Source organism: Cribrihabitans pelagius (assembly GCF_048820915.1).
Lineage (GTDB): Bacteria > Pseudomonadota > Alphaproteobacteria > Rhodobacterales > Rhodobacteraceae > Cribrihabitans_A > Cribrihabitans_A pelagius.
This window is the reverse complement of the sequence record NZ_JBMERR010000012.1, coordinates 1-20813: the sequence shown is the minus strand read 5'-3', so window position 1 is coordinate 20813 and position 20813 is coordinate 1. Positions and strand designations below refer to the sequence as shown.

Below are 20813 nucleotides of genomic sequence, written 5' to 3'. Positions count from 1 at the left end.
AGCTTCCCCTCCTGCGGGGCGCGGCCTCACCCCTTGCGCTGATAAAGCCAGGCCCCGTCCCCGCGCTGCCAGCGCGCGGCCTGACCGGTGTGGTACAGATGATTTACATGGGCAACCGCCTCCACCAGCGCAAGACCGTATTCGCCTTCGCCGATGCGGCGCTTGAACAGCGGCGCGAAACACTCGGCCGCGGTGCGCGGCTCGCCCAGGTGCTCCATCAGCCGCTCCAGCGCGCCGTGGTGGTTGCCGATCAGCTGCCGCATCCGCAAGGGCAGCCGGGTGAACGGCAGCTTGTGGCCGCCGAGCGCCAGATGCTCGGGCCGCGCCAGGGCCGAGAGCCGCTCGCAGGCCTCCAGCCATTCGCCCAACGGGTCGGCCATCGGCTCGGTTGCGTAGACGCCGATGTTGGGGCTGATCGAGGAGAGGATCTGGTCGCCGGTCAGCACCAGGTGGTCGTCCCGGCTCCAGAAGGTCGCATGTTCCGGCGCGTGGCCGTTGCCCATGTGCACGTCCCAGTCGCGCCCGCCCATGCGGATCACATCGCCCTGCTGGACCCGGGTGAAGCCCAGCGGCATCGGGTAGACGGTGTCGGCAAAGTTGAACGGCCGCTCCGCCACGCGCTTTGCGTAGATCTCCGGGTCCATGCCGGCGCTGCGGTAATAGGCCAGGGTCTCCTCGGGCCAGCTCTCCTGCACGTCGAGCGTCAGCATCCGGGCAAACAGCCAGGCGGTGCGGGTGGTGACCAGCTCGGCGCCGTGCGCGCTCTGAAACCAGCCTGCAAGGCCAATGTGGTCCGGGTGGTGATGGGTGGCGACGACACGGGTCACCGGCTTGCCCCGCAGGGGCCCCGCCATAAGGTCTTCCCAGATCGCGCGGCTCTTGCGGGTGTTGAAACCGGTGTCGATGACGGTCCAGCCGCCGCCGTCATCCAGCGCGTAGATGTTCACGTGGTCCAACTTCATCGGCAGCGGCTGGCGCATCCAGAGCACGCCCTCCGCCACCTCGATCGCCTCGCCCGGGGCAGGCGGTTCCTGCCAGGGCGTATGCAGCGAGACCTCGGGAACCGACGTCATCCGGTGGCCAGCTCATCAAGGCTCAGCGCCATGGTGCCCTCGGCGCCTTCCTGCGCATGGGCGAGCAGCGCGGCGTGCTCCGGCAGGATGCGCTTGATGTAGAAGCGCGCGAGCTTCTCACGCGGCCCGCCCTGATCGGCCAGCGCCGCGGCGAGGTGGAAATGGCCGCCCAGCACCCGGGCAAAGGCACGCAGGTAGGGCACGGCACCGGCAAAGCGGTTCTGCATGTCGCTCTGCGCGGTCAGCCATTCGGTCGCCTCGCGCAGGGATTCGCAGGCCTGCCAGACCGCTTCCGCCATGTTCGGATGGGTGGGGCGCGCGCGCTCGGCCTGCTCCTCGATCTCGTCGATCAGCCGGTTCGCCATCTCGCCGCCGTCCATCATCTTGCGCGCCACCAGGTCCATCGCCTGGATACCGTTGGTGCCCTCGTAGATCGCGGTCACCCGCACGTCGCGGTAATACTGCGCAGCACCCGATTCCTCGATGAAGCCCATGCCGCCATGCACCTGCACCCCGGTCTCGGCGACGCGGATGCCGGTGTCGGTGCCGAAGGCCTTGGCAATCGGGGTCAGGAAAGCAGCGCGGGTCTTCCACTCCGCCTCACCCGTGGCCGAGGCCATGTCGATCGCCTGGGCGCAGGCCAGCATGATGGCGCGGGCGGCAAACAGCTCCGCCTTCATCTCCATCAGCATCCGGCGCACGTCGGCATGGTCGGCGATGGTGCCCGAGGGCGTCTTGCCCTGCTTGCGCTCCAGCGCATACCCCAGCGCCTGCTGATAGGCGCCTTCGCCCGCGCCGACACCCTGCCCGCCGACGCCCAGACGCGCGTTGTTCATCATCGTGAACATCGCCGCCATGCCGCCATGCGGCTCGCCGACCAGCCAGCCGGTCGCGCCGTCATATTGCATCACGCAGGTGGGCGAACCGTGCAGGCCCATCTTGTGCTCCAGACTCACCACCTTGAGGCTGTTGGCCTTGCCGGGGTTGCCGTTTTCATCGGGGAGGTACTTGGGCACCAGGAACAGCGAGATGCCCTTGGTCCCCGGCACGCCTTCCGGCAGCCGCGCCAGCACCAGGTGGCAGACGTTCCCGCAGAAGTCGTTGTCCCCCCAGGAGATGAAGATCTTCTGGCCCGTGACCGCGTAGGTGCCGTCGCCATTGGGCTCCGCCTTGGAGCTGAGTGCGCCCACGTCCGAGCCCGCCTGCGGCTCGGTAAGGTTCATGGTGCCGGACCACTCGCCCGAGATCAGCTTGGGCAGATACAATTCCTTCAGCGCATCCGACGCGTGGTGCTCCAGCGCCTCGATCTGGCCCTGGGTCATCAAGGGCGCCAGTTGCAGCGACAGGCAGGCCGCCGCCATCATCTCGTTCACCGCGGTGGTCACCGTCATCGGCAGCCCCATGCCGCCATGCTCCTGCGGCGCGCTCATGCCGATCCAGCCGCCTTCGGCGATGGCCTTCCAGCCGTCCCCGAAGCCAGGCGAGGTGCGCACCACGCCGTTCTCCAGATGCGCCGGGTGCAGATCGCCGCCGCGCTGCAGCGGCGCCAAAACCTCGCCGCACATGCGGCCGGCCTCGTTCAGGATGGCTTCGGCCATGTCGGGCGAGGCCTCGCCAAAGCGCTCGGTCGCCGCAACCGCGCTGTAGCCGATCACATGTTTCAGCAGGAACTCATATTCGGAAACGGGGGCACGGAAAGTCATGGGTGTTCTCTTGGCGTCCTGATAGGCGGTCGTGCGGCCCGGACGCTTGGCATCCCGGGCCGGGACCGGTATGGTCGATGGCTTGTCCGATTACCTAATCGGGCGCCCCGTGCAATCAACCAAAACGCCGCGTCACCCGCATGACCCAGAAAAACACCGAAATTCTTGCCGCCACGGCAGAGGGTATTGCCCGCGCCACCACGCTTCTGCAGGCCGGTGAGCTGGTCTCCTTCCCGACCGAGACGGTCTACGGCCTCGGCGCCGATGCGCGCCAGGGCAGCGCGGTGGCCGCAATCTACGAGGCCAAGGGCCGGCCCAGCTTCAACCCGCTGATCGCGCATGTGCACTCGGCCGAGGCCGCGCGGCGCTACGTGGAGTGGAGCGAGGCAGCCGAGACGCTCGCCGCAGCCTTCTGGCCCGGCCCGCTGACGCTGGTGCTGCCCCTGCGGGAAGGCCACGGGATCTCGCCGCTGGTGACGGCGGGGCTTTCGACGCTCGGCGTCCGTGTGCCCGCGCATCCGGCGGCGCAGGCGCTGCTCTCTGCGCTGGACGGGCCGGTGGCGGCGCCTTCGGCCAACCCTTCCGGGCGGATCAGCCCGACCACGGCCGCGCATGTCGAGGCCGGGCTCGGCGGGCGCATCGCCGCGGTTCTCGACGACGGCGCCTGCGGTGTCGGGGTCGAATCCACCATCATCGGTCTGGCAGGCCCGGAGCCCATGCTGCTGCGCCCCGGCGGCCTCGCAGCCGAAGACGTGGAAGCCGTGCTGGGCCGCAATTTGGTGCGGCGCGACATCCAAGACCCGCTGACCGCCCCCGGCCAGCTGCTGTCGCACTACGCCCCCGCCGCACCGGTGCGGCTCGATGCGGCAGGCCCCGCGGATGGCGAACTGTTCCTCGGCTTCGGGGCGGGGCCCTGCGACCTCAACCTCTCGGAAACCGGCGACCTGGCCGAGGCGGCGGCCAATCTCTTCGGCCACCTGCACCGGCTCGACGCCATGGGCCTGCCGATCGCAGTCGCCCCGGTGCCCGGGCACGGCCTCGGGGCCGCCATCAACGACCGCCTCCGCCGCGCCGCCGCCCCGCGGGATTGAACAGGCTGCCGCGCGCCCGCAGCCCGGCCGCCCCGCTGCAAACGGAAACGCTCCCGCCCCTTTCCCGCCTGCCAGAGGCAGGCCGCAAAGCGTTGGGCCGGGCGCCGCGCCGCCGCGCGGCGGCGCCTGCGGCGCAACGGGGGCCGGCAGCGGACCGGAAGTGCCGGGCCAAACCCGCCGCGGCAGCCGTCCGGGCAAAGGCCTGTCCATTCAGGTTAGGGGCTTGGGCCGGAGCTTTGGCGGTCCGCCCCTGCCGCCCCTGCCGCGCCACCGCCGGGACAGAAGCCGGCGCCTTGCCCTTCGCAAGCGGTGCCCTGGGAGCCCGTCTTCAGCGGGTCAGCCGCTTCTGCACTGCCCGCCCTTCCCCGGCGCCCTGTTTGCAGTCACCGGCTGCCCTTTCGGGAAGCCGCACGTCCAGAACTTCAGGTGCGCCTGCAGACCCGGCGCCTCATCTTTCCCGGGCCCAATCTGGCCCGCGCCGGCAACCGCCGGACAGGCCCCCGAGGGCCAGCGGCGGTTCGGGCCCGGACGATGCTGTCAGCTCATCCTGGACAGGCACTAGCACCGCCGGGAGCACGGGGAAGACCACGGGCACAACAGCGGGCACAGGCTCCAGCCCAGAGACCTCCGCAATCCTCTGCCGGGTCCGCTAGCCTCCCGGGAAATGGTCTTGCCGGCCACCACACCGCCGCGCGTCAGCGCGGCGCCCGGCCCAACAGGTGCAGGCCATTTCTGATGGCCGCACACCTGGCGGGAGCGCTCCCCCGCTGCCGTGTCACACAATGGTTGCTGCTGTCCTGCTCCCGGCCCGGCGGCTCAGGCATGCCCGGCGCTGGCCGAAAGGGTGAGCGGATCGACGCCCAGCGTCTTCAGCGCAGCGCCCCATTTCGCGTCATCTTCGGTGCCGAACACCAGCTCAGGGCTCGCATCCGTGGTCAGCCAGCCGTTCATCGCGATCTCCGACTCCAGCTGATCCGGCCCCCAGCCGGCATACCCCAGCAGCACCAGAAGCTGCTCCGGCCCGGCGCCGCGGGCAATGTCTTCGAGAATGTCCAGCGTCGCGGTCATCGAGAATCCCGGCGCCACCTTCAGCGAGCTCACGTCGGAGACATAGTCATCCGAATGCAGCACAAACCCGCGCTGGGTCTCCACCGGCCCGCCAAAACGCACCGGCAGCGCCGCCGCCGGGCTGTCCTCTCCGCCGATATCCAGCTGCTCCAGCAGCTCGCCCAGCGCCACACCGGCCGCGGGTTTGTTGACGATCAGCCCCATCGCGCCGTCCTCGCCCTGCGAGCACAGGAAAATCACCGCGTGCTCAAAGCGGGGATCGCCGATCCCGGGCATTGCAATCAAGAGCTTACCAGTCAGTTCCATGCGCATCCGTTACTCCGCTGCCTGCCCCCACCATGCCGCCCGGCAGGCCCGCGCGCAAGGGCCGCGGCGGCGGTCCGCCCGGGCGCGCCCGTCAAATCTTCCGCGAAGCCCCGCCCGGCCCTGCAAATCCCGCCCGGCAAATCCTCCCCGCGCACACGGAAAGATGACCGCGGCGCGGCTTGGCAAATCCGCCCGTCCGGCGCATCAATGCACACATGAGACAGAAGCTGACCCTTGCGCTGACCCGGGCCGCCGCCGCAGTCGCGGCCGTCTGCCTTTCCCTGCTGCCCGCCTCGGGCGCCCGCGCCGCAGGCCTGCCCGGGGGGGACCTGGTGCGAATCGAGGTGCTGGACGGCGGCATGACCGCCCGCGGCACCTATCAGAGCGCGTTGAAAATCACCCTGGCCGAGGGCTGGAAGACCTATTGGCGCGCACCGGGCGAGGCCGGCATCCCGCCTTCCTTCAGCTGGAAAGGCTCGCAGAACGTCGCCGCTGCCGCCTTCACCTGGCCCGCGCCCGAAGTGTTCCTGACCGCGGGCGTGCGCACACTAGGCTATCACGATGCGCTGGTGCTGCCGGTGGAGATCACGCCCGCCCACCCCGGCGCGCCGGTGCGGCTCAGGGGGCGGATGGAGCTGGGGGTGTGCAAGGATGTCTGCGTCCCGGCCGAGCTCGCCTTCGACCATACGCTCGACCCGGGCGCGGGGCGCAACCCTGCGATCGCGGCGGCGCTTGCCAGCCGGCCCTTCTCGGCGCGCGAGGCCGGGGTGCGCGATGCCGCCTGCGCGGTGCGCCCCTCGCGCTATGGGCTCAGCGTCACCGCCCGCATTGCCATGCCCCCGGCCGGAGGCGAGGAGGTCGCGGTGATCGAGCCCGGCACGCCGCATTTCCACGCAGGCAGCACCAGCTCCCGCCGTGAGGGCGGCACCCTGGTGGCCGAGACCGAGTTCCTGCCTGCGGACGGCGCCGCTGCAGCCGCACTCGACCGCTCCCGCCTGCGCATCACCGTGCTGGGCCGCGACCGCTCCGTGGATATCCGCGGCTGCAGCGCCGGATGAGCGCGCAAGGCAACGCCCCCGCCGCCGTCCCGGCAGCCGCACAACGACCGGTGCTGGGCGCCATAGCGGTGGTCTGCCGCCGGCCTTCCGGCGATGGCGGCCCGGAGGACGGCGAGGTGATTCTCGTGCAGCGCGGCAAGGCGCCGATGGCGGGCTGGTGGGGCTTTCCCGGCGGTCACGTGGAGGCAGGCGAGACCGCGATGCAGGCCGCCGCGCGCGAACTCCATGAGGAGACCGGGGTTACCGCCCGCCCGCTGGAGTACCTCACCAATATCGACGTGATCACCCGCGACGCGGCGGGCGCGGTGCAGAGCCATTACCTGCTGGCCGCGGTGCTGTGCGATTACGCCTCCGGCACACCGCGGCCGCAGGATGATGCGGTTCAGGCTGCCTGGGTGCCCGTCGCCACGCTGGAGGCACCGGGTTTCGACCTGCTCGACCAGGTGGCGGCGGTGGCGCGGCTGGCTCAGGCCCGCTGGCGCGCGCTCATGCGGTAGGCGAGGCCGCCGCCCAGATAGGCCAGCAGCGCGATCACCAGCGCGCCCGCGAGGAACAGCAGCAAGCCCGCCGTCACCGGTTCGGCCCGCGCCATTACCGGCGCCAGCCCGCGCAGGGCCGGGTTCAGCGCGCCGGTGGCCATCGCCCAGCCCAGAGTCAGCGTGAGCCAGGCCAGTTCGGCCAGCGCGGTGCCCAGCACCAGCCAGCGCAGCCCCCCTGCGGTGCGCGCGCTCCCCTTTGACCCGCCGCCGCGCAGCGCCCGCCGCAGCGCCGCCGCCGGGCGCAGCACGTCCTGGCTCATCGCCATCAGCGCGGGCACCAGCAGCAAGACCAGCAGCATCCCGAAGCCCAGCCCGTAGACCAGTGTGATCACCGTCGGCTTCAAAAACTGCGCCTGCTGCGAGCGTTCGAACAGCAAAGGCGCCAGCCCCAGCACCGTGGTCATCGTGGTCAGCATCACCGGCCGCAGCCGGTCCGCCGCCCCGTCAATGATGGAGGGGATCAGCCCGCGGTCCTCGGCATATTGATCGATGGTGGTGACCAGCACGATGGAATCGTTGATGATGATGCCGGTCATCCCCAAGAGCCCCACCACCGTGAACATGGAAAGCGGCACCTCCCACATGTAATGCCCCCAGATGGTGCCGACGAGGCCAAAGGGAATCACCGACATCACCACCAGGGGCCGCACCCAGCTGGCAAAGATCCAGGCCAGCACCAGGTAGATGCCGGTAAGGCAGAGGATCAGCCCGGTGCCCGCCTCCTGCAGGAACGTCTGCTCCTGCTCGGCAAGGCCGCCCAGCCGCCACTCCACCTGCCGCCTGCTGGCGATCTCCGGCAGGATCTCCGCCTTCAGCGCCTCCATCACCGCCTCGGCGCGGGCCGGATCGTCCTCGGAGACGTCGCCGGTCACGCTGATCACCCGCAGCCCGTTCTCGCGCCGCACGGTGGAAAAGCCGGTGCGCTGGCTGACCGAGACGATATCGGCCAGCGGCACGTAGATGCCGCCCGGCGCGCGCATCAGCATCCGTTCGAGGAAATCGGCGGTCAGCTCGCCCTTTGGCAGCTCCACCCGGATCGCCGCGCTGCGCGGCCCGTCCGGGTAGGTCGCGGCCTCGATCCCGTTGAGCCGCGCCCGCAGCGCCTGGCCGAGCTCGGCGATGGTGAAATCCAGCGCCTGCCCCTGCGGCGTGAGGTCCAGCAGCACCTCCTCCTTGTCGTAGGCCAGGCTGTCCTGCACCGCGGAAACCTCGGGGAAGCGCAGCAGCGCCGACTTCAGATCCTCCGCCGCGCCCTTCAGCACCGCGGCCTGAGCGCCGTAGAACTGCACGTCGAGCGTGTCGCCCCCCGGCCCCGAGCGCCAGCCGCGGAACGAGACCGTCTCGGCGAGCGGATGCTGCACCACCCGCTCCTGCAGCTCGGCCACGAAGGCAAAACTGGAATAGGGGCGCAGGTCGGCGTCGATCAGCTCGATCGAGATACCGCCCAGAAGGTCCGCATCCTTGGTCTCGGCCCCCGCCAGCCCCCAGCCTGCGTTGCCGCCGGTTTCCGCCATCACGAAGCTCAAGGGATTGCGGCCAAAGCGGGCCTCGTATTCGGCGCCCAGCTCCTCGGCCGCGCGCTGCATCTCGCGCATCATCGCCATCGTGTCGGCCCGGCTGGCGCCTTCGGCCATGGCGAAATTGCCGGTCACGGACCCGCGCTCGGGCGCGTTGAAGAAGCGCCATTTGACATCGCCGCCGATGAACAGCGCCAGCTGGCTGGCCAGGATCACCAGCATCCCCGCCAGCACCGCGTAGCGCGCCTGCACCACGCCTGCCATAAGCGGCCTGAAGGCATGATCACGCAGCCAGCGGAAGCCGCGGTTCACCACCCGGTTGGGCACGTCGTACCAGTGCCGGGCCTGGGCGTGGGCCAGCGCGTGGGCCAGGTGGTTGGGCAGGATCAGGAAGCATTCCACCAGCGAGGCCGCCATCACCGCAATCACGGTGAAGGGAATGTCGCGGATCAGCTCCCCGAAGCGCCCGCCCACCAGGGTCAGCGCGAAAAAAGCGATAATGGTGGTGAGCGAGGCGGCAAACACCGGCATCGCCATCCGCCGGGCGGCGTTCTCGGCCGCCTCCACCGGGCTTTCGCCGAGGCGGCGGACCCGGAAATCCGCGTGCTCGCCCACCACGATGGCGTCATCCACCACAATGCCAAGCGTCAGGATCAGCCCGAACAGGCTCACCATGTTGATGGTGATCCCCGCCGCATACATCAGCGCCACCGCGGCAAACATCGCTGCCGGGATGCCCGCCGCCACCCAGAAGGCGATGCGGCTGTTGAGAAACAGGAACAGCAGCGCCAGCACCAGCCCCAGCCCCATCAGGCCATTGTCGACCAGGAGGTCGAGCCGGTCGGTGATGCTTTCTGCCCGGGTGCGGATCAGGCTGGCGCTCACGCCTTCGGGCAGGCTCGCCTGCAGCGCCTCCACCACGTCCTCGACCTGGGCCTGGAGGCGGATGGCGTTGCCCTGGCCTGCGCGGTCCACGCGGATGGAAACGGCCGGGTTGCCGCCCGCGAAATAGGCACGGTTGCGATCCGGGCCTTCGACGCGCACCTGCGCCAGATCGCCCACCGTCAGCACCGAGCCATCGGGGTCGGTGCGCAGCACGATGCGTTCCAGCGCGTCGGGCGCGCGTTTCTCGCTGCCGGTGCGCACCCGGGCATTGGCGCTGTCGATGTCGCCTGCCGGGTCGGCATCGGCCTCGGCGGCGATGGCGGCGGCGATCTCGCGCATCGTGATGTCATGGGTGATTAGGCTGGCCGAGGGCACCTCTACCACCGTCTGCGGCGCCGCCACGCCGCGGATAGAGGTGCGGGTGACGCCCGCCTCGAATAGCCGCACCACCAGCTCGTCGGCAAACAGCGCCAGCTGCCGCGGCGCCACCGGGCCTGTGATCACCACATCGGTCACCCGGTCGCGCCAGCCGCCGCGGCGCACCTTGGGCTCCTCGGCCTCCTCGGGCAAAGTCGTGATACTGTCCACCGCGCTCTGCACGTCAGCGGCGGCGCGCGACATGTCCCAGCCCGGCTCGAATTCCAGGGTGAGCGAGCCCCCGCCCTCGCGCGAAACCGCCGAAGTCTCCGACACGCCGTCGACCGCCAGCAGCACCGGCTCCAGCACCTGCACGATGCCGCTGTCCACATCCCCGGGGCCCGCACCCTCCCACTCGACGTTGACGCTGACATTTTCGACGATCACATCGGGAAAGAACTGCGCCCGCATGTTGGGCATCGCGGCGGCACCCAACACCAGGAGCAGCACCAGCAGCAGGTTGGCCGCGGTGCGGTGGCGGGTGAAATAGCTGAACAGCCCGCCAGCCCGGGGCGGCAGCGCGCGCGCCATCGCCTAGCCCCCCGCCCGCGCTTCGAGCTGCGCCACCAGCTTGGCGGGCACCTGAGCCGCGTCCAGCTGGCGCAGCATCCGCGCCTTTTCAGCAGGCTCCAGCCCGCCCGTGTTTTCAACCAGCGCCACCAGCCGCGCCCTTCGCGCAGTGTCGAGCTCGATCATGCCGGGGCGCAGCTGAACCTCGGCGCCCTGGCGCAGCACCCGCACCCGGATGCCAGCGCCCAGAAGCGGCGTGCGCCCGGTCACCACCTCGCGCCCGGCCAGCCCGGTGCCGCGCACCAGCACGTCATCGCCCTGGCGGCGCAGCAGCTCCACCGGCAGCGCCTCCAGCCGGCCCTCGCCATCAACCACCAGGACGGTGCTGTCCGAGCCCAGCGCCGAAGCCGGCAGACGCGCAACCGCGGTGACCTCCGGCTCGGTCACCGCGACGGTGACGAAATCCCCGGGCTTGAACCCCGGCGCCGCGTCCAGAGCGGCATAGACCATGCGGCCGGTCTGCCGGTCCCCGGCTGAACCGCTCACCCGCAACAGCTGCCCGGTGGCGGTGAGCCCCGCGCCGGCCGCATCCAGCGTCACCCGCACCGGGGCGGGAATCAGCCGGCCGTCCTCGTCCAGCAGCCGCGCATATTGCAGTGTGGAGACCCGGAACGCGGCCTCCAGCAGGCCCGGATCGACCAGCTCCGCCAGCTTCTCGTTCTCCGAGACCAGCCGCCCCTCGACCAGGCTGACCGCTTGCAGCGTGCCGCTGAAGGCGGCGGTGAGGGTGGTGTCCTTCAGCTCGCGCTTTGCCTCGCCGAGAGCGATCCGCGCCCGCGCCACCCGGGTGGCCGCCTGATCCACGCGCGCCTCGGCCTGGCTCACCGCCTGCCGGCGCGAGATCACCGCCTGACGCGCCTGCACGGCAGCCAGTTCGGCGGTTTCCACCGCCGCGGCGGTGCCGACGCCGCGCCCCTGCAGATCCTCCTGCCGGGCAAAGGCGCGCTCGCGCAGGGCGGCCTGATCCTCTGCCGCGCGCAGTTCATCCTGCAACAGCGCCAGCGCCCGCTCCGCATCGCGCGCCTCGGCGCGGGCGTCCATCATGTCCGCCTCGGCCCGGTCCAGCGCCGCCTGCGCATCCGCCGGGTCGATCTGCACCAGCACCTCGCCCGCCTCGACGCGGCCGCCTTCCTCGAAACTCTTCGCCAGCTTGACGATGCGGCCCGAAACCGCCGCGCGCAGCTCCAGCGTCCGGCGGCTCTCGATCCGGCCAAAGGCGGTGAGCTCGGGCGCCACCGTGCCCAGCTCCGCGGTCACCACGTTGACCGCAAACACCCGCTCGCGCGCGGGAGGCACCCGGTCTTCGGCGCCGAGCTGCGCCTCGATCGCGTCAAACACCAGCCGGGCCGCAAACAGCATCAGCCCCACCGCCACCGCGGCGAGGAATACTCCTGTCACACTGCGTCGCAAAAAGCGCATCTGGCTCCCTTCCGGTGGCGCCCCTCCCGGGGCCGGTTTCCCGGCACCCGGCCCTGCGGCAAGCGGCAGCGCCCGCGATGCGATCCGCCGGGGCCCCTGCGAATGTACGGGCTTACACGCACGCGCGGATCACTTCCGCCGCAAATGTTCCTGCAATCTTGGCATGATTTCCACGAAATTGCAGGGGCGGTGCCGGTAATCGAGCTGTTTTGACAGGATTTCATTCCAGCCATCCTTGCAGGCGCCGGGGCTGCCGGGCAGCGCAAACAGATAGGTGCCGCCCGCCACACCGGCAGTGGCGCGCGACTGCACCGCCGAGGTGCCGATCTTCTGCATCGACACGATGGTGAAGACAGTCCCGAAGGCGTCGATCTCCTTTTCATAGACGTCGCGGTGCGCCTCCACCGTCACGTCGCGCCCGGTAAGCCCGGTGCCGCCGGTGGAGATCACCGCATCCACTTCCGGATCCGCCACCCAGGCGCGCAGCTGCGCCGCGATTTCCGCGCGCTCGTCGGCGATGATGCGGCGGTCGGCGAGCACATGGCCCGCGCCTTCGATCCGCTCCGCCAGCACCTGGCCCGAGCGGTCGTCCTCCAGCGTGCGGCTGTCGGATACGGTCAGCACCGCGATGCGCACCGGGATGAATTCCAGGCTCTCGTCAATCCGGGACATTTCCTGTCACGCCCTTTCCATGATGGCCAGCCGCAGCGCCAGCCCTGCAAAAATTCCGGCCGAAACGCGGCCCAGCCAGCGCGCAAAGACAGGCGACCCGGTGAGCCGCTGCCCGGCGTGGCCCGCAAAGACGCCGACCAGCCCGTTCACCGCAAAACCGCCCAGCGCCAGCACCGCGCCAAAGACAAGGAACTGCGCCAGCACCGGCCCCGCTTCGGGGCGCACGAACTGCGGCACGAAGGCCAGCACAAACAGGATCACCTTGGGGTTGGTGAGGTTCACGAAGAACCCGGCCCGGAAGGCGCGCCGCGCAGGCACCGCCAGCGCCTTTCCCTTGGCGGGCCCATGCCGCAGCGCCCCCCAGGCAAGGTAGAGCAGGTAAGCAACGCCGGCCCAGCGGATCACATCGAACAGCCCCGGCATCGCGGCCACTGCCGCGCCGAGCCCCAGCCCCGCCAGCGTCACATGCACCATGCCGCCCGCCGCCACCCCGGCGCTCGCCGCCACCGCCGGCAGCCGCCCCGAGCGCAGCCCCTGGCCCAGGCAGAACATCATGTCCGCCCCCGGCGTCAGGTTGAGCGCCAGCGCCGCCGGGATGAAGGCCAGAAGCGTGACCGGATCGATCATGGCGCCACCTCGAACCAGGTGATGCCGGGGCCGAGGTTCACCACCTCGGTGCCGCCGATACGCCCGCGCCTGCCCCAGCAGTCATGCACATGGCCGCAGAGCAGAAGCTGCGGCTGCACCCGCTCCGCCGCCGCCCGCACCGCCTTGGAACCGACCGAGACCCCGCCCGAGGTCATATCGGCAACACCCTTGGGCGGCGAATGGGAGATCAGGATATCCGCATGATCGCAGGCCGCCAGCATCGCCGCTGCCTCCACCTCGCCCAGATCGCAAGACCAGCCGCCAAACGGCGTCTCCGGCACCCCGTAGCCAAGGCCGAACAGGCGCACCCCTTCGAAATCCGTTCCTTCACCGTGCAGCACCGTGGTGTCCGGAAACCCGGCAGCACGCAGCTCCTCCGCGCTTTCGCCATTGCCGGGCACAGCCACCATGGGCGCCTTGAGCCCGGCCAGCATCGCCACCGCCCGGTCCAGCCCCTGCCGCATGTTGCAGAAATCCCCCGCACCGATCACCAGGTCGGCGCCCGCGCTGGCGGCCACGATCGCCGCCGCATGCGGGGCGGAAAGATGCAGGTCGGAAAAGGCAAGGATCTTCATAGCTACCTCCTCAGGTCAGGGCTCCCAGCCGCGCCTTCAGCTCCAACAGATCGCCCCAGGCCAGCCGCTTCAACCGCGGCTGCGCCATCAGCTCCGCGGGGGGCAGCATTGGCAGCGCAGGTTTGCCCCAGGCCTTGCCCCATTGCCCGCGCAGCCGGGTGATGCCGCGCTTGCCAAGCCCCGCCTGGCAGCCAAGGTTGCCCATCAGCACCACCACCTGCGGCGCCGCAAGCTCGACGTGACGCTCCAGGAAGGGCGTCAGCATCGCGATCTCCGCGGGCAGCAAATCGCGGTTCTGCGGCGGCCGCCAGGGCAGCACGCTGGTAAGGTAGACGTTCTCGGCCCGGCTGAGGCCGATGGCCGCCAGCATCCGGTCCAGCAGGTCCAGGGCCCGGCCCGCCACCGGCTTGCCCTCCAGATCCTCCTCGCGCCCGGGCGCTTCCGCCACGATCAACACCCGCGCGCCGGGAGTGCCGTCACCAAAGACCAGGTTGCGCGCGCCCTTCTTCAGCTCGCAATGCTCAAACCCCGCTAGCGCCGCCTGCAAGGCGTCAAGCGAGGCGGCCGCCCGCGCCGCCTTCTGCGCCGCCATCGCCGGGTCCACCGGCTTGGGCTTCGCAGGCCGGGGCGGAGCCGCGCCGGGCTTCGGCTTCGGGGCGGCCTGTTCCAGCGCATAGCGGTCCACCGGCGCATCGCCCAGCGCCTCGGTCGCGCCCAGCTCCGCCTGCCACTCCAACAGCGCCCGGGCGCTCCAGTAATCCAATGCCGATTCCATGCGCACAAGCTACCCCGCCCGCAGGCCGAGCGGAACACCTCTCGGACCCCGCCCCTTCACAATCAAGCCATTCTTCTTTGTAAGAAATACTCCGGGGAGCGCGACGGGCCGACCCCTCGCTCCTGCCGCCTGCGGCGCAGCGCGCCCGCCGCGCCCAGCGCCTTGCCGCAAGCGCCTGGCCCGCCTATAACTCCCCGCAAATCACGCGGAGCCGCCCCCATGTCCTTCGAACACCGCCACCTTCTGGGAATCGAGCCGCTGAAGCCGCAGGAGATCACCGCGGTCCTCGATCTGGCGGACAGCTACGTCGACCTCAACCGGCGGCCGGAAAAGCATTCCGACGCACTGGCCGGGCTCACCCAGATCAACATGTTCTTCGAAAACTCCACCCGCACCCAGGCCAGTTTCGAGCTGGCGGGCAAGCGGCTGGGCGCGGATGTGATGAACATGGCGATGCAGGCGAGCTCGATCAAAAAGGGTGAGACCCTGATCGACACCGCGATGACGCTGAACGCGATGCACCCGGATCTCCTGGTGGTGCGGCATCCGCATTCCGGCGCGGTGGACCTCTTGTCGCAGAAGGTGAACTGCGCGGTGCTGAACGCGGGCGACGGGCGGCACGAGCACCCGACGCAGGCCCTGCTCGATGCGCTGACGATCCGCCGCGCCAAGGGCCGGCTGCACCGGCTCAACATCGCGATCTGCGGCGACATCGCGCATTCCCGCGTCGCGCGCTCCAACCTGATCCTGCTCGGCAAGATGGAAAACCGCATCCGCCTGATCGGCCCGCCCACCCTGGTGCCCGGCCATTTCGCCGAGTTCGGTGCGGAGGTCTTTGACGACATGCGCGAGGGCCTGAAAGACGTCGACGTGGTGATGATGCTGCGCCTGCAGAAGGAGCGCATGGACGGCGGGTTCATCCCGTCCGAGCGCGAATATTTCTACCGCTACGGGCTCGACGCCGAGAAGCTGGCGCTCGCCAAGCCCGACGCCATCGTCATGCACCCCGGTCCGATGAACCGCGGGGTAGAGATCGACGGCACCATCGCCGACGACATCAACCGCTCGGTGATCCAGGAGCAGGTGGAGATGGGCGTTGCGGTGCGGATGGCGGCGATGGACCTGCTGGCGCGCAACCTGCGCACTGAGCGGCAGGCCGCAAGCCAGGCAAAAGCGGTCTGAGGCGGAGGCAGGGCAATGGCAGAGGTCATCCATATCCCGGCAGGCGAGCGCGGCGTGGTGCGGCTGTTCGCGCTGGAGATGCGCCCCGAGCAGGCTGCCTTCCTAAAGGAACCGGGCGCGCTGGCGCAGGTGCTGGGGCTGGAGAATTCCGGCATCGAACCGGACATGGAGCAGGTCGAGATCTTTCCGGCGGAGGATCTGGAGGACATCGGCCTTGCGGGCTACCTGACCGAGGGCCTCGGCGTGCCGCAGACGCAGGTCGAAGAAGACCGTGCCATGCTGGAGGCGCTGGAGGGCCACGTGCTGCTGATCCGCTCCCGCGCCTTTGCCGGCCGCGAAGTCCGGCTGACGCCGGCACAGAGCATCACCCTCAAGGGCACGTATGGCGAGCGGCAAACCAACTGGGAGTCGGCGCCGCTGAGCACCGAAAGCGCCGAACTCTATTCCGCACCTCCCCTGCCGCCCCGCGCCGCCCGCGAAAAGGCGCGCCGCATCGGCGCCACGCTGTTCGCAATAGTGATGGCGCTGATCGCGGTGCTCATCTGGGCGCTGGTGTTCTGAATGCCGCGCAGTAGCCAAGCCCGGAAATTTGACCAAGCCGGACAGTTCGAGAGGACCCCGCCGCAATGACCACCCTCTTTCTGAACGCCCGTCTGATCGACCCCGAAAGCGGCAGCGACGCGCCCGGCTTTCTGCTGGTGCAGGACGGCCGCATTGCCGCCCGCGGTGAAAGAGACAGCGATGCTGACCAAATGTTGCGCGCGCGAAACATCAGGTCAGAAGACGTGACCCATGTCGACTGCCGCGGCAAGTGCCTCGCGCCGGGCATCGTGGACATCGGCGTCAAGGTCTGCGAGCCGGGCGAGCGGCACAAGGAAAGCTACAAATCCGCCGGTCTGGCAGCGGCGGCGGGCGGGGTCACCACCATCGTCACCCGCCCCGACACATCGCCTGCGATCGACAGCCCGGAGACGCTGGAATTCGTCACCCGCCGCGCCCAGGCCGACACGCCGGTTAACGTGCTGCCGATGGCGGCGCTGACCAAGGGGCGCGCGGGGCGGGAGATGACCGAGATCGGCTTCCTGATGGATGCAGGCGCCGTGGCGTTCTCCGACTGCGATCACGTAGTGAGTGACACCAAGGTGTTCAGCCGGGCGCTGGCTTATGCAAAATCCTGCGGCGCGCTGGTGATCGCGCATCCGCAGGAGCCGGGGCTGAGCAAGGGTGCCGCGGCCACCAGCGGCAAGCTTGCCGCCCTTTACGGACTGCCCGCGGTCTCGCCGATGGCGGAGCGGATGGGGCTCGACCGCGACATCGCGCTTCTGGAGATGACCGGCGCGCGCTACCACGCCGACCAGATCACCACTGCGCGCGCCCTGCCGGCACTGGAGCGCGCCAAGGCCAACGGGCTGGATATCACCGCGGGCACCTCGATCCACCACCTGACGCTGAACGAGCTGGACGTGGCGGGCTACCGCAGCTTCTTTAAGGTGAAGCCGCCCTTGCGGTCCGAGGACGACCGGCTGGCGGTGGTGGACGCGCTGAAGAGCGGGCTGATCGACACGCTGAGCTCGATGCACACGCCGCAGGACGAGGAGAGCAAGCGCCTGCCCTTCGAGGAGGCTGCGGCCGGCGCCGTGGCGCTGGAGACGCTGCTGCCCGCGGCGCTGCGGCTCTACCATGCAGGCCATCTGGACCTGCCCGCGCTGTTCCGCGCGATGGCGCTGAACCCGGCCAGGCGGCTGGGGTTGGAAAGCGGGCGGCTTGCCGCGGGCGCGCCCGCGGATCTGGTGCTGTTCAACCCGGATGTGCCGTTTGTGCTGGACCGCTTCAAGCTGCGCTCGAAATCGCAGAACACCCCCTTTGACGGCCAGCGCATGCAGGGCCGGGTGCTGGCTACCTATGTGGCGGGCGAAACTGTTTACCGGAGAGATTGATGCCGCTTTTTGAGACCGCCCCCGCGCTGCTGCTGTTCTGGGCCGGCGCGGGTTATCTTCTGGGCTCGGTGCCCTTTGGCCTGCTGGTCACCCGTGCCTTCGGGCTGGGCAACCTGCGCCAGATCGGCTCGGGCAACATCGGCACCACCAACGTGTTGCGCACCGGCAGCAAGGCCGCCGCGGCGCTGACGCTGCTTCTGGATGGCGGCAAGGGCGCGGCGGCGGTGCTGCTGGCCCGTTCCCTGGCCGGCGGCGATGCGGCGCAGATCGCGGGGCTTGCCGCCTTCCTCGGCCACTGCTTCCCGGTCTGGCTGGGCTTCATGGGCGGCAAGGGCGTGGCGACCTTCCTGGGGCTGATGCTGGCGCTCGCGTGGCCTGCGGGCATTGCCGCCTGCCTCACCTGGCTGGCGGCGGCGGCGCTGAGCCGGATCTCCTCGCTGGGGGCGCTGGTTTCGGCCGCTTCGGCGCCGCTTTGGGGCTGGCTTCTGGGTTATCCGGAGGTGGTGGCGCTGGCGGCGGTGCTGGCGGTCACCGTCTTTGTCCGCCACAACGCCAACATCGCCCGGCTGCGCGCGGGCACGGAGCCGCGGATCGGGCAGAAGTAACCCCCCCCCCCTTGCTCCTGTCGGCCATCTTGGAAGCGCCCCGCCCCGGGGCGCTTTTATTCTGCGCGCGGCTGCACAGGGCTGCCCCGCTCACCGCACAGTCAAATTGAGTTGCTTTGAACGTGAACGGCACTTCGCCCACATCGGGTCCGTGCCGGCAATTACCGCTGCACGAGAGAGTGTAACACGGCCGCGGGCGCATCCCATTTGACATGCGCGCGGGCCGGTCAGACAAGGACGGGACCTATGTCAAACTTCAAAACACTGCTGGGCGGTCTTGCGCTTTCCGCATCGCTGGCGGCGTCGGCCATGGCAGCGGGGGTCGAACTCAACGCCTCCTCCACCGGACTGGCGCTTCAGGGCTACGACCCGGTCGCCTATTTCACCGAAGGGGCGCCGCAGAAGGGCAACTGGCAGATCACCAGCACCCATGAGGAGGCCACCTACCGCTTTGCCTCGGAAGAGAACAAGGCGGCGTTCGAGAAGAACCCGGACGCCTACCTGCCGGAATACGGCGGCTACTGCGCCTTTGGCGCGGCGATGGGCTTCAAGTTCGACGGTGACCCGACCGTGTGGAAGATTGTCGACGGCGAATTGTACCTGAACATCTCCGAAGACATTCAGGACCGCTGGGAAGGCGACATCCCCGGCTTCATTGAGAAGGCGGACACCAATTGGGGCGAGATTGCCGATGTGGAGCCGGCCGCGCTGCAGCAGTAAGGCGGCGCACCATGCACGCGAAATGGCCGGCGGCGGAGCAACCTGCCGCCGGTCTCTTGTGCGCTGGGGTCTCCGCACCGGCCGCAGCGTGACCAGAAAGTGTTCACGAAGCGCATTTGCACGCCGATAGAAAACGGCCTGGGCCTGCACGCGCAGAGCCGCGCGTTGCCGACGTGCGGGGGCGATCCCGACGGAAGTGGCTGGCAGTCTATCCCCGCCGAGTCCGTGCGCCTTTCCGAAGGACCGGCCAGCTTTGGCCAAATCGCCGCCGCGATGGGGCGCGGCGGCGGTGAGCAGCGGCCTTCGGCCTTGTTCCACGCCGGCAAAAGCCCTTCCGGGCCGAGTCTTTTAGCGACTGAGACCCCGAAGGACAAAGGGGCGCCGCAGCGCCCCAGCCCTTTGCATTTCGTTGTGCACATGAGCGATACCGGGGTTCGGAGCCGATGACCGCTTCGGTGCAGCTTAATCTATGCTGCATCGCGCACTAATGTCAGCTGTCGGCTTCTACAGCCAGCCGTCTGACCAACACCAAGATCAGTAACACTGCAGTGAAAAGAAACACCGCACCGACAGTCCATGCGATAGGTGTAGAGTAAATTTCAGCGACAGTTCCGGCCAACACCAGGCCCAATGCGGCCCCCAACTGTTGTATCAGCGATCTCAGAGATAGCATGGTCGACCGCTGACGGTCTTCCACACAGCGATGCAGAATGCTGCTGGCGGGCGTTTCGCTGACACCAAGGATCACAGAGTACAGGACGAATACTGTCACAAAGCCGATGATACTGCCTTGCAATGCCAATGCGATCTGAACGCCTGCCAAGCAAGCAAAGGTCGCCGCCAGCGTCATGACGTGCCGCCGCTTGAAGATCCGGCTGATGTGCGGAGACAGAGATGCGCCGAAAGCGATGGAGAAGAAATAGGTCGCAGTGACGACACCGATGACCGTGTTTGCGTAACCCTCATCTAACATGGGTTTTGCGTGGGTCGGCCAGATCACCTCGACAGGGTTGGTTGCCATCAGAAAGAACGCCAACGCCGCCAGAAGTATCGACAGAGCGGGATGTTTAAGAGCCAAAAGGCTCGCGTCCTTTATCACCGTTGGGACATTACCGAAGCCGTGCATGAGAGCAGTGACGTTCATCGGACGCGGTTTTTCGACAATGGCCAACATCGTGAAAACAAACACGCCCAACATTACACCGAAGCTTGCCACGTAGGACACATCATAGATGCTGAACCCAAGGCTTTTCGCGGCCAGGCCCAAAATATCGGGCAGTAGGCCTCCCAAGACGGCGCCAATGGCCAGCCCTACGGCATTGGCCCATTGCGCTTTGGCCAGTGCGGGCTGGACATCCACATTAGGCGCGGTGGCCTTGAAAGTTTCGACAAACCACGCATCAAGCGTGCCCGATCGAAGCGCGCGTCCAAAACCGATGAATGCAAAGGAAAGCGCCAGAACATAGAAATCACTCGTCGAGAGAAAGAGCACGAGCGAAATCAAGCTGGCGACGACCGCCGTCAAAAAGACCGGCTTGCGGCCAATGCTGTCGGCGAGCCCGCCAAACGGCAGCTCCATTGCCATCGTCGTGAGCGAGTAGACTCCGAAGAGAAGCGAGATTTGAAAGAGGTCCATGCCACGGTCAGTCAATGCCAGAGCAACAACGGCGACTGTCAGTCCCATCGCAAAACGATCAAGGAACTGGTGTATCTGAAACACGCGAATGTGCCGTCGCGCTGAATCATTCAGTGCTGCAAAAGAGAACTCGATTTCGGTGGCCATCTTTGCAGCATCGCCGTTGCCGTCGACGTGTACAATACCTCAGGTGAGCCGGAACCTATTTCACACAACAAAGCTGCAATTCGAACAGGCCAACGAATGACATGGTGTGTTTGCGGCGGCCGCTCTCCCAGGGCGAACGAGGCCCGATAAGATCGGCCTCAGCAAAACCAGCCGTGAAGGAGAACGACCATGTTGCATTATGTTGGTCTGGACGTGTCCGTCAAATCCGTGTCGATCTGTGTTGTCGATGAAGATGGCGAGGTGCTGGCG

General features: G+C 68.6%; 18 protein-coding genes. 8 read left to right on the top strand and 10 right to left on the bottom strand.

Annotated elements, in window-relative coordinates:
* Positions 1-26: 26 nt before the first annotated feature.
* Entirely contained in the window at positions 27-1073 is a 1047-nt protein-coding gene (locus ACOHX0_RS11910) for an MBL fold metallo-hydrolase (RefSeq protein ID WP_420676972.1), read from the bottom strand.
* Entirely contained in the window at positions 1070-2776 is a 1707-nt protein-coding gene (locus tag ACOHX0_RS11905) for an acyl-CoA dehydrogenase (protein ID WP_420676970.1), read from the bottom strand. The genes ACOHX0_RS11910 and ACOHX0_RS11905 overlap by 4 nt, the downstream gene beginning before the upstream one ends.
* Positions 2777-2916: 140 nt before the next feature.
* Here ACOHX0_RS11905 and ACOHX0_RS11900 point away from each other — a divergent pair, with 140 nt between their 5' ends.
* The gene (locus ACOHX0_RS11900) at positions 2917-3867 is read left to right on the top strand and encodes an L-threonylcarbamoyladenylate synthase (RefSeq protein WP_420676968.1); all 951 of its coding nucleotides are present in this window, start codon (positions 2917-2919) and stop codon (positions 3865-3867) included.
* Between the two features lie 816 nt (positions 3868-4683).
* Here the strand turns inward: ACOHX0_RS11900 and ACOHX0_RS11895 are convergent.
* Positions 4684-5241 (bottom strand): YqgE/AlgH family protein, encoded by a 558-nt coding sequence (locus ACOHX0_RS11895; RefSeq protein WP_420676966.1) that lies wholly within the window; start codon positions 5239-5241, stop codon positions 4684-4686.
* A 215-nt stretch (positions 5242-5456) separates the two neighbouring features.
* Here ACOHX0_RS11895 and ACOHX0_RS11890 point away from each other — a divergent pair, with 215 nt between their 5' ends.
* A complete protein-coding gene (locus ACOHX0_RS11890; protein ID WP_420676965.1) occupies positions 5457-6299 on the top strand; it encodes a protein-disulfide reductase DsbD domain-containing protein in 843 nt (280 codons plus the stop codon).
* Entirely contained in the window at positions 6296-6796 is a 501-nt protein-coding gene (locus ACOHX0_RS11885; protein ID WP_420676964.1) for an NUDIX hydrolase, read from the top strand. The genes ACOHX0_RS11890 and ACOHX0_RS11885 overlap by 4 nt, the downstream gene beginning before the upstream one ends.
* Here ACOHX0_RS11885 and ACOHX0_RS11880 read toward each other — a convergent pair.
* The 6 genes from ACOHX0_RS11880 to ACOHX0_RS11855 all read right to left on the bottom strand — a co-directional run bounded on the left by ACOHX0_RS11880 (position 6766) and on the right by ACOHX0_RS11855 (position 14316).
* Complete coding sequence (locus tag ACOHX0_RS11880) at positions 6766-10188, bottom strand: efflux RND transporter permease subunit (protein ID WP_420676963.1); 3423 nt, start codon at positions 10186-10188, stop codon at positions 6766-6768. The two genes, ACOHX0_RS11885 and ACOHX0_RS11880, sit on opposite strands and share 31 nt — an antisense overlap.
* A gap of 3 nt (positions 10189-10191) precedes the next feature.
* On the bottom strand, positions 10192-11646 hold the full coding sequence (locus tag ACOHX0_RS11875; protein WP_420676962.1) for an efflux RND transporter periplasmic adaptor subunit: 1455 nt from the start codon (positions 11644-11646) through the stop codon (positions 10192-10194).
* 129 nt (positions 11647-11775) lie between these two features.
* Positions 11776-12318, bottom strand: coding sequence for a molybdenum cofactor biosynthesis protein B (gene moaB, locus ACOHX0_RS11870; RefSeq protein ID WP_420676961.1), 543 nt, complete (start codon positions 12316-12318; stop codon positions 11776-11778).
* A 6-nt stretch (positions 12319-12324) separates the two neighbouring features.
* Positions 12325-12945: a LysE family translocator gene (locus tag ACOHX0_RS11865; RefSeq protein ID WP_420676960.1), complete on the bottom strand. Its 621-nt coding sequence runs from the start codon at positions 12943-12945 to the stop codon at positions 12325-12327.
* Positions 12942-13541, bottom strand: a complete 600-nt coding sequence (locus ACOHX0_RS11860) for a metallophosphoesterase family protein (RefSeq protein ID WP_420676959.1) — start codon at positions 13539-13541, stop codon at positions 12942-12944. Before ACOHX0_RS11860 ends, ACOHX0_RS11865 begins: the two co-directional genes overlap by 4 nt.
* A gap of 10 nt (positions 13542-13551) precedes the next feature.
* Positions 13552-14316 carry a uracil-DNA glycosylase gene (locus tag ACOHX0_RS11855; RefSeq protein ID WP_420676958.1) on the bottom strand — a complete coding sequence of 255 codons (765 nt, stop codon included), beginning with the start codon at positions 14314-14316 and terminating at the stop codon, positions 13552-13554.
* A 219-nt stretch (positions 14317-14535) separates the two neighbouring features.
* Between ACOHX0_RS11855 and ACOHX0_RS11850 the strand changes: the two genes are divergently transcribed.
* The 5 genes from ACOHX0_RS11850 to ACOHX0_RS11830 all read left to right on the top strand — a co-directional run bounded on the left by ACOHX0_RS11850 (position 14536) and on the right by ACOHX0_RS11830 (position 18760).
* A complete protein-coding gene (locus ACOHX0_RS11850; protein ID WP_420676957.1) occupies positions 14536-15498 on the top strand; it encodes an aspartate carbamoyltransferase catalytic subunit in 963 nt (320 codons plus the stop codon).
* A 15-nt stretch (positions 15499-15513) separates the two neighbouring features.
* Positions 15514-16059, top strand: coding sequence for a hypothetical protein (locus ACOHX0_RS11845; protein WP_420676956.1), 546 nt, complete (start codon positions 15514-15516; stop codon positions 16057-16059).
* 65 nt (positions 16060-16124) lie between these two features.
* Entirely contained in the window at positions 16125-17435 is a 1311-nt protein-coding gene (gene pyrC, locus ACOHX0_RS11840; protein ID WP_420676955.1) for a dihydroorotase, read from the top strand.
* Complete coding sequence (plsY, locus tag ACOHX0_RS11835) at positions 17435-18040, top strand: glycerol-3-phosphate 1-O-acyltransferase PlsY (RefSeq protein ID WP_420676954.1); 606 nt, start codon at positions 17435-17437, stop codon at positions 18038-18040. Before pyrC ends, plsY begins: the two co-directional genes overlap by 1 nt.
* A gap of 246 nt (positions 18041-18286) precedes the next feature.
* Positions 18287-18760, top strand: a complete 474-nt coding sequence (locus tag ACOHX0_RS11830; RefSeq protein ID WP_420676953.1) for a YHS domain-containing (seleno)protein — start codon at positions 18287-18289, stop codon at positions 18758-18760.
* 490 nt (positions 18761-19250) lie between these two features.
* Here the strand turns inward: ACOHX0_RS11830 and ACOHX0_RS11825 are convergent, their stop codons facing one another.
* Positions 19251-20543: an MFS transporter gene (locus ACOHX0_RS11825; RefSeq protein WP_420676952.1), complete on the bottom strand. Its 1293-nt coding sequence runs from the start codon at positions 20541-20543 to the stop codon at positions 19251-19253.
* Between the last annotated feature and the right edge of the window lie 270 nt (positions 20544-20813).

Excerpts from the sequence above, each read along its gene's own strand:
- ACOHX0_RS11830 (WP_420676953.1), top strand. The coding sequence starts at position 18,287 with ATGTCAAACTTCAAAACACTGCTGGGCGGTCTTGCGCTTTCCGCATCG.
- ACOHX0_RS11910 (WP_420676972.1), bottom strand. The coding sequence starts at position 1,073 with ATGACGTCGGTTCCCGAGGTCTCGCTGCATACGCCCTGGCAGGAACCG.
- ACOHX0_RS11880 (WP_420676963.1), bottom strand. The coding sequence starts at position 10,188 with ATGGCGCGCGCGCTGCCGCCCCGGGCTGGCGGGCTGTTCAGCTATTTC.
- ACOHX0_RS11895 (WP_420676966.1), bottom strand. The coding sequence starts at position 5,241 with ATGGAACTGACTGGTAAGCTCTTGATTGCAATGCCCGGGATCGGCGAT.
- ACOHX0_RS11860 (WP_420676959.1), bottom strand. The coding sequence starts at position 13,541 with ATGAAGATCCTTGCCTTTTCCGACCTGCATCTTTCCGCCCCGCATGCG.
- moaB (WP_420676961.1), bottom strand. The coding sequence starts at position 12,318 with ATGTCCCGGATTGACGAGAGCCTGGAATTCATCCCGGTGCGCATCGCG.
- ACOHX0_RS11890 (WP_420676965.1), top strand. The coding sequence starts at position 5,457 with ATGAGACAGAAGCTGACCCTTGCGCTGACCCGGGCCGCCGCCGCAGTC.
- ACOHX0_RS11825 (WP_420676952.1), bottom strand. The coding sequence starts at position 20,543 with ATGGCCACCGAAATCGAGTTCTCTTTTGCAGCACTGAATGATTCAGCG.
- ACOHX0_RS11850 (WP_420676957.1), top strand. The coding sequence starts at position 14,536 with ATGTCCTTCGAACACCGCCACCTTCTGGGAATCGAGCCGCTGAAGCCG.
- ACOHX0_RS11875 (WP_420676962.1), bottom strand. The coding sequence starts at position 11,646 with ATGCGCTTTTTGCGACGCAGTGTGACAGGAGTATTCCTCGCCGCGGTG.
- ACOHX0_RS11905 (WP_420676970.1), bottom strand. The coding sequence starts at position 2,776 with ATGACTTTCCGTGCCCCCGTTTCCGAATATGAGTTCCTGCTGAAACAT.
- ACOHX0_RS11865 (WP_420676960.1), bottom strand. The coding sequence starts at position 12,945 with ATGATCGATCCGGTCACGCTTCTGGCCTTCATCCCGGCGGCGCTGGCG.
- ACOHX0_RS11855 (WP_420676958.1), bottom strand. The coding sequence starts at position 14,316 with ATGGAATCGGCATTGGATTACTGGAGCGCCCGGGCGCTGTTGGAGTGG.
- pyrC (WP_420676955.1), top strand. The coding sequence starts at position 16,125 with ATGACCACCCTCTTTCTGAACGCCCGTCTGATCGACCCCGAAAGCGGC.
- ACOHX0_RS11885 (WP_420676964.1), top strand. The coding sequence starts at position 6,296 with ATGAGCGCGCAAGGCAACGCCCCCGCCGCCGTCCCGGCAGCCGCACAA.
- ACOHX0_RS11845 (WP_420676956.1), top strand. The coding sequence starts at position 15,514 with ATGGCAGAGGTCATCCATATCCCGGCAGGCGAGCGCGGCGTGGTGCGG.
- ACOHX0_RS11900 (WP_420676968.1), top strand. The coding sequence starts at position 2,917 with ATGACCCAGAAAAACACCGAAATTCTTGCCGCCACGGCAGAGGGTATT.
- plsY (WP_420676954.1), top strand. The coding sequence starts at position 17,435 with ATGCCGCTTTTTGAGACCGCCCCCGCGCTGCTGCTGTTCTGGGCCGGC.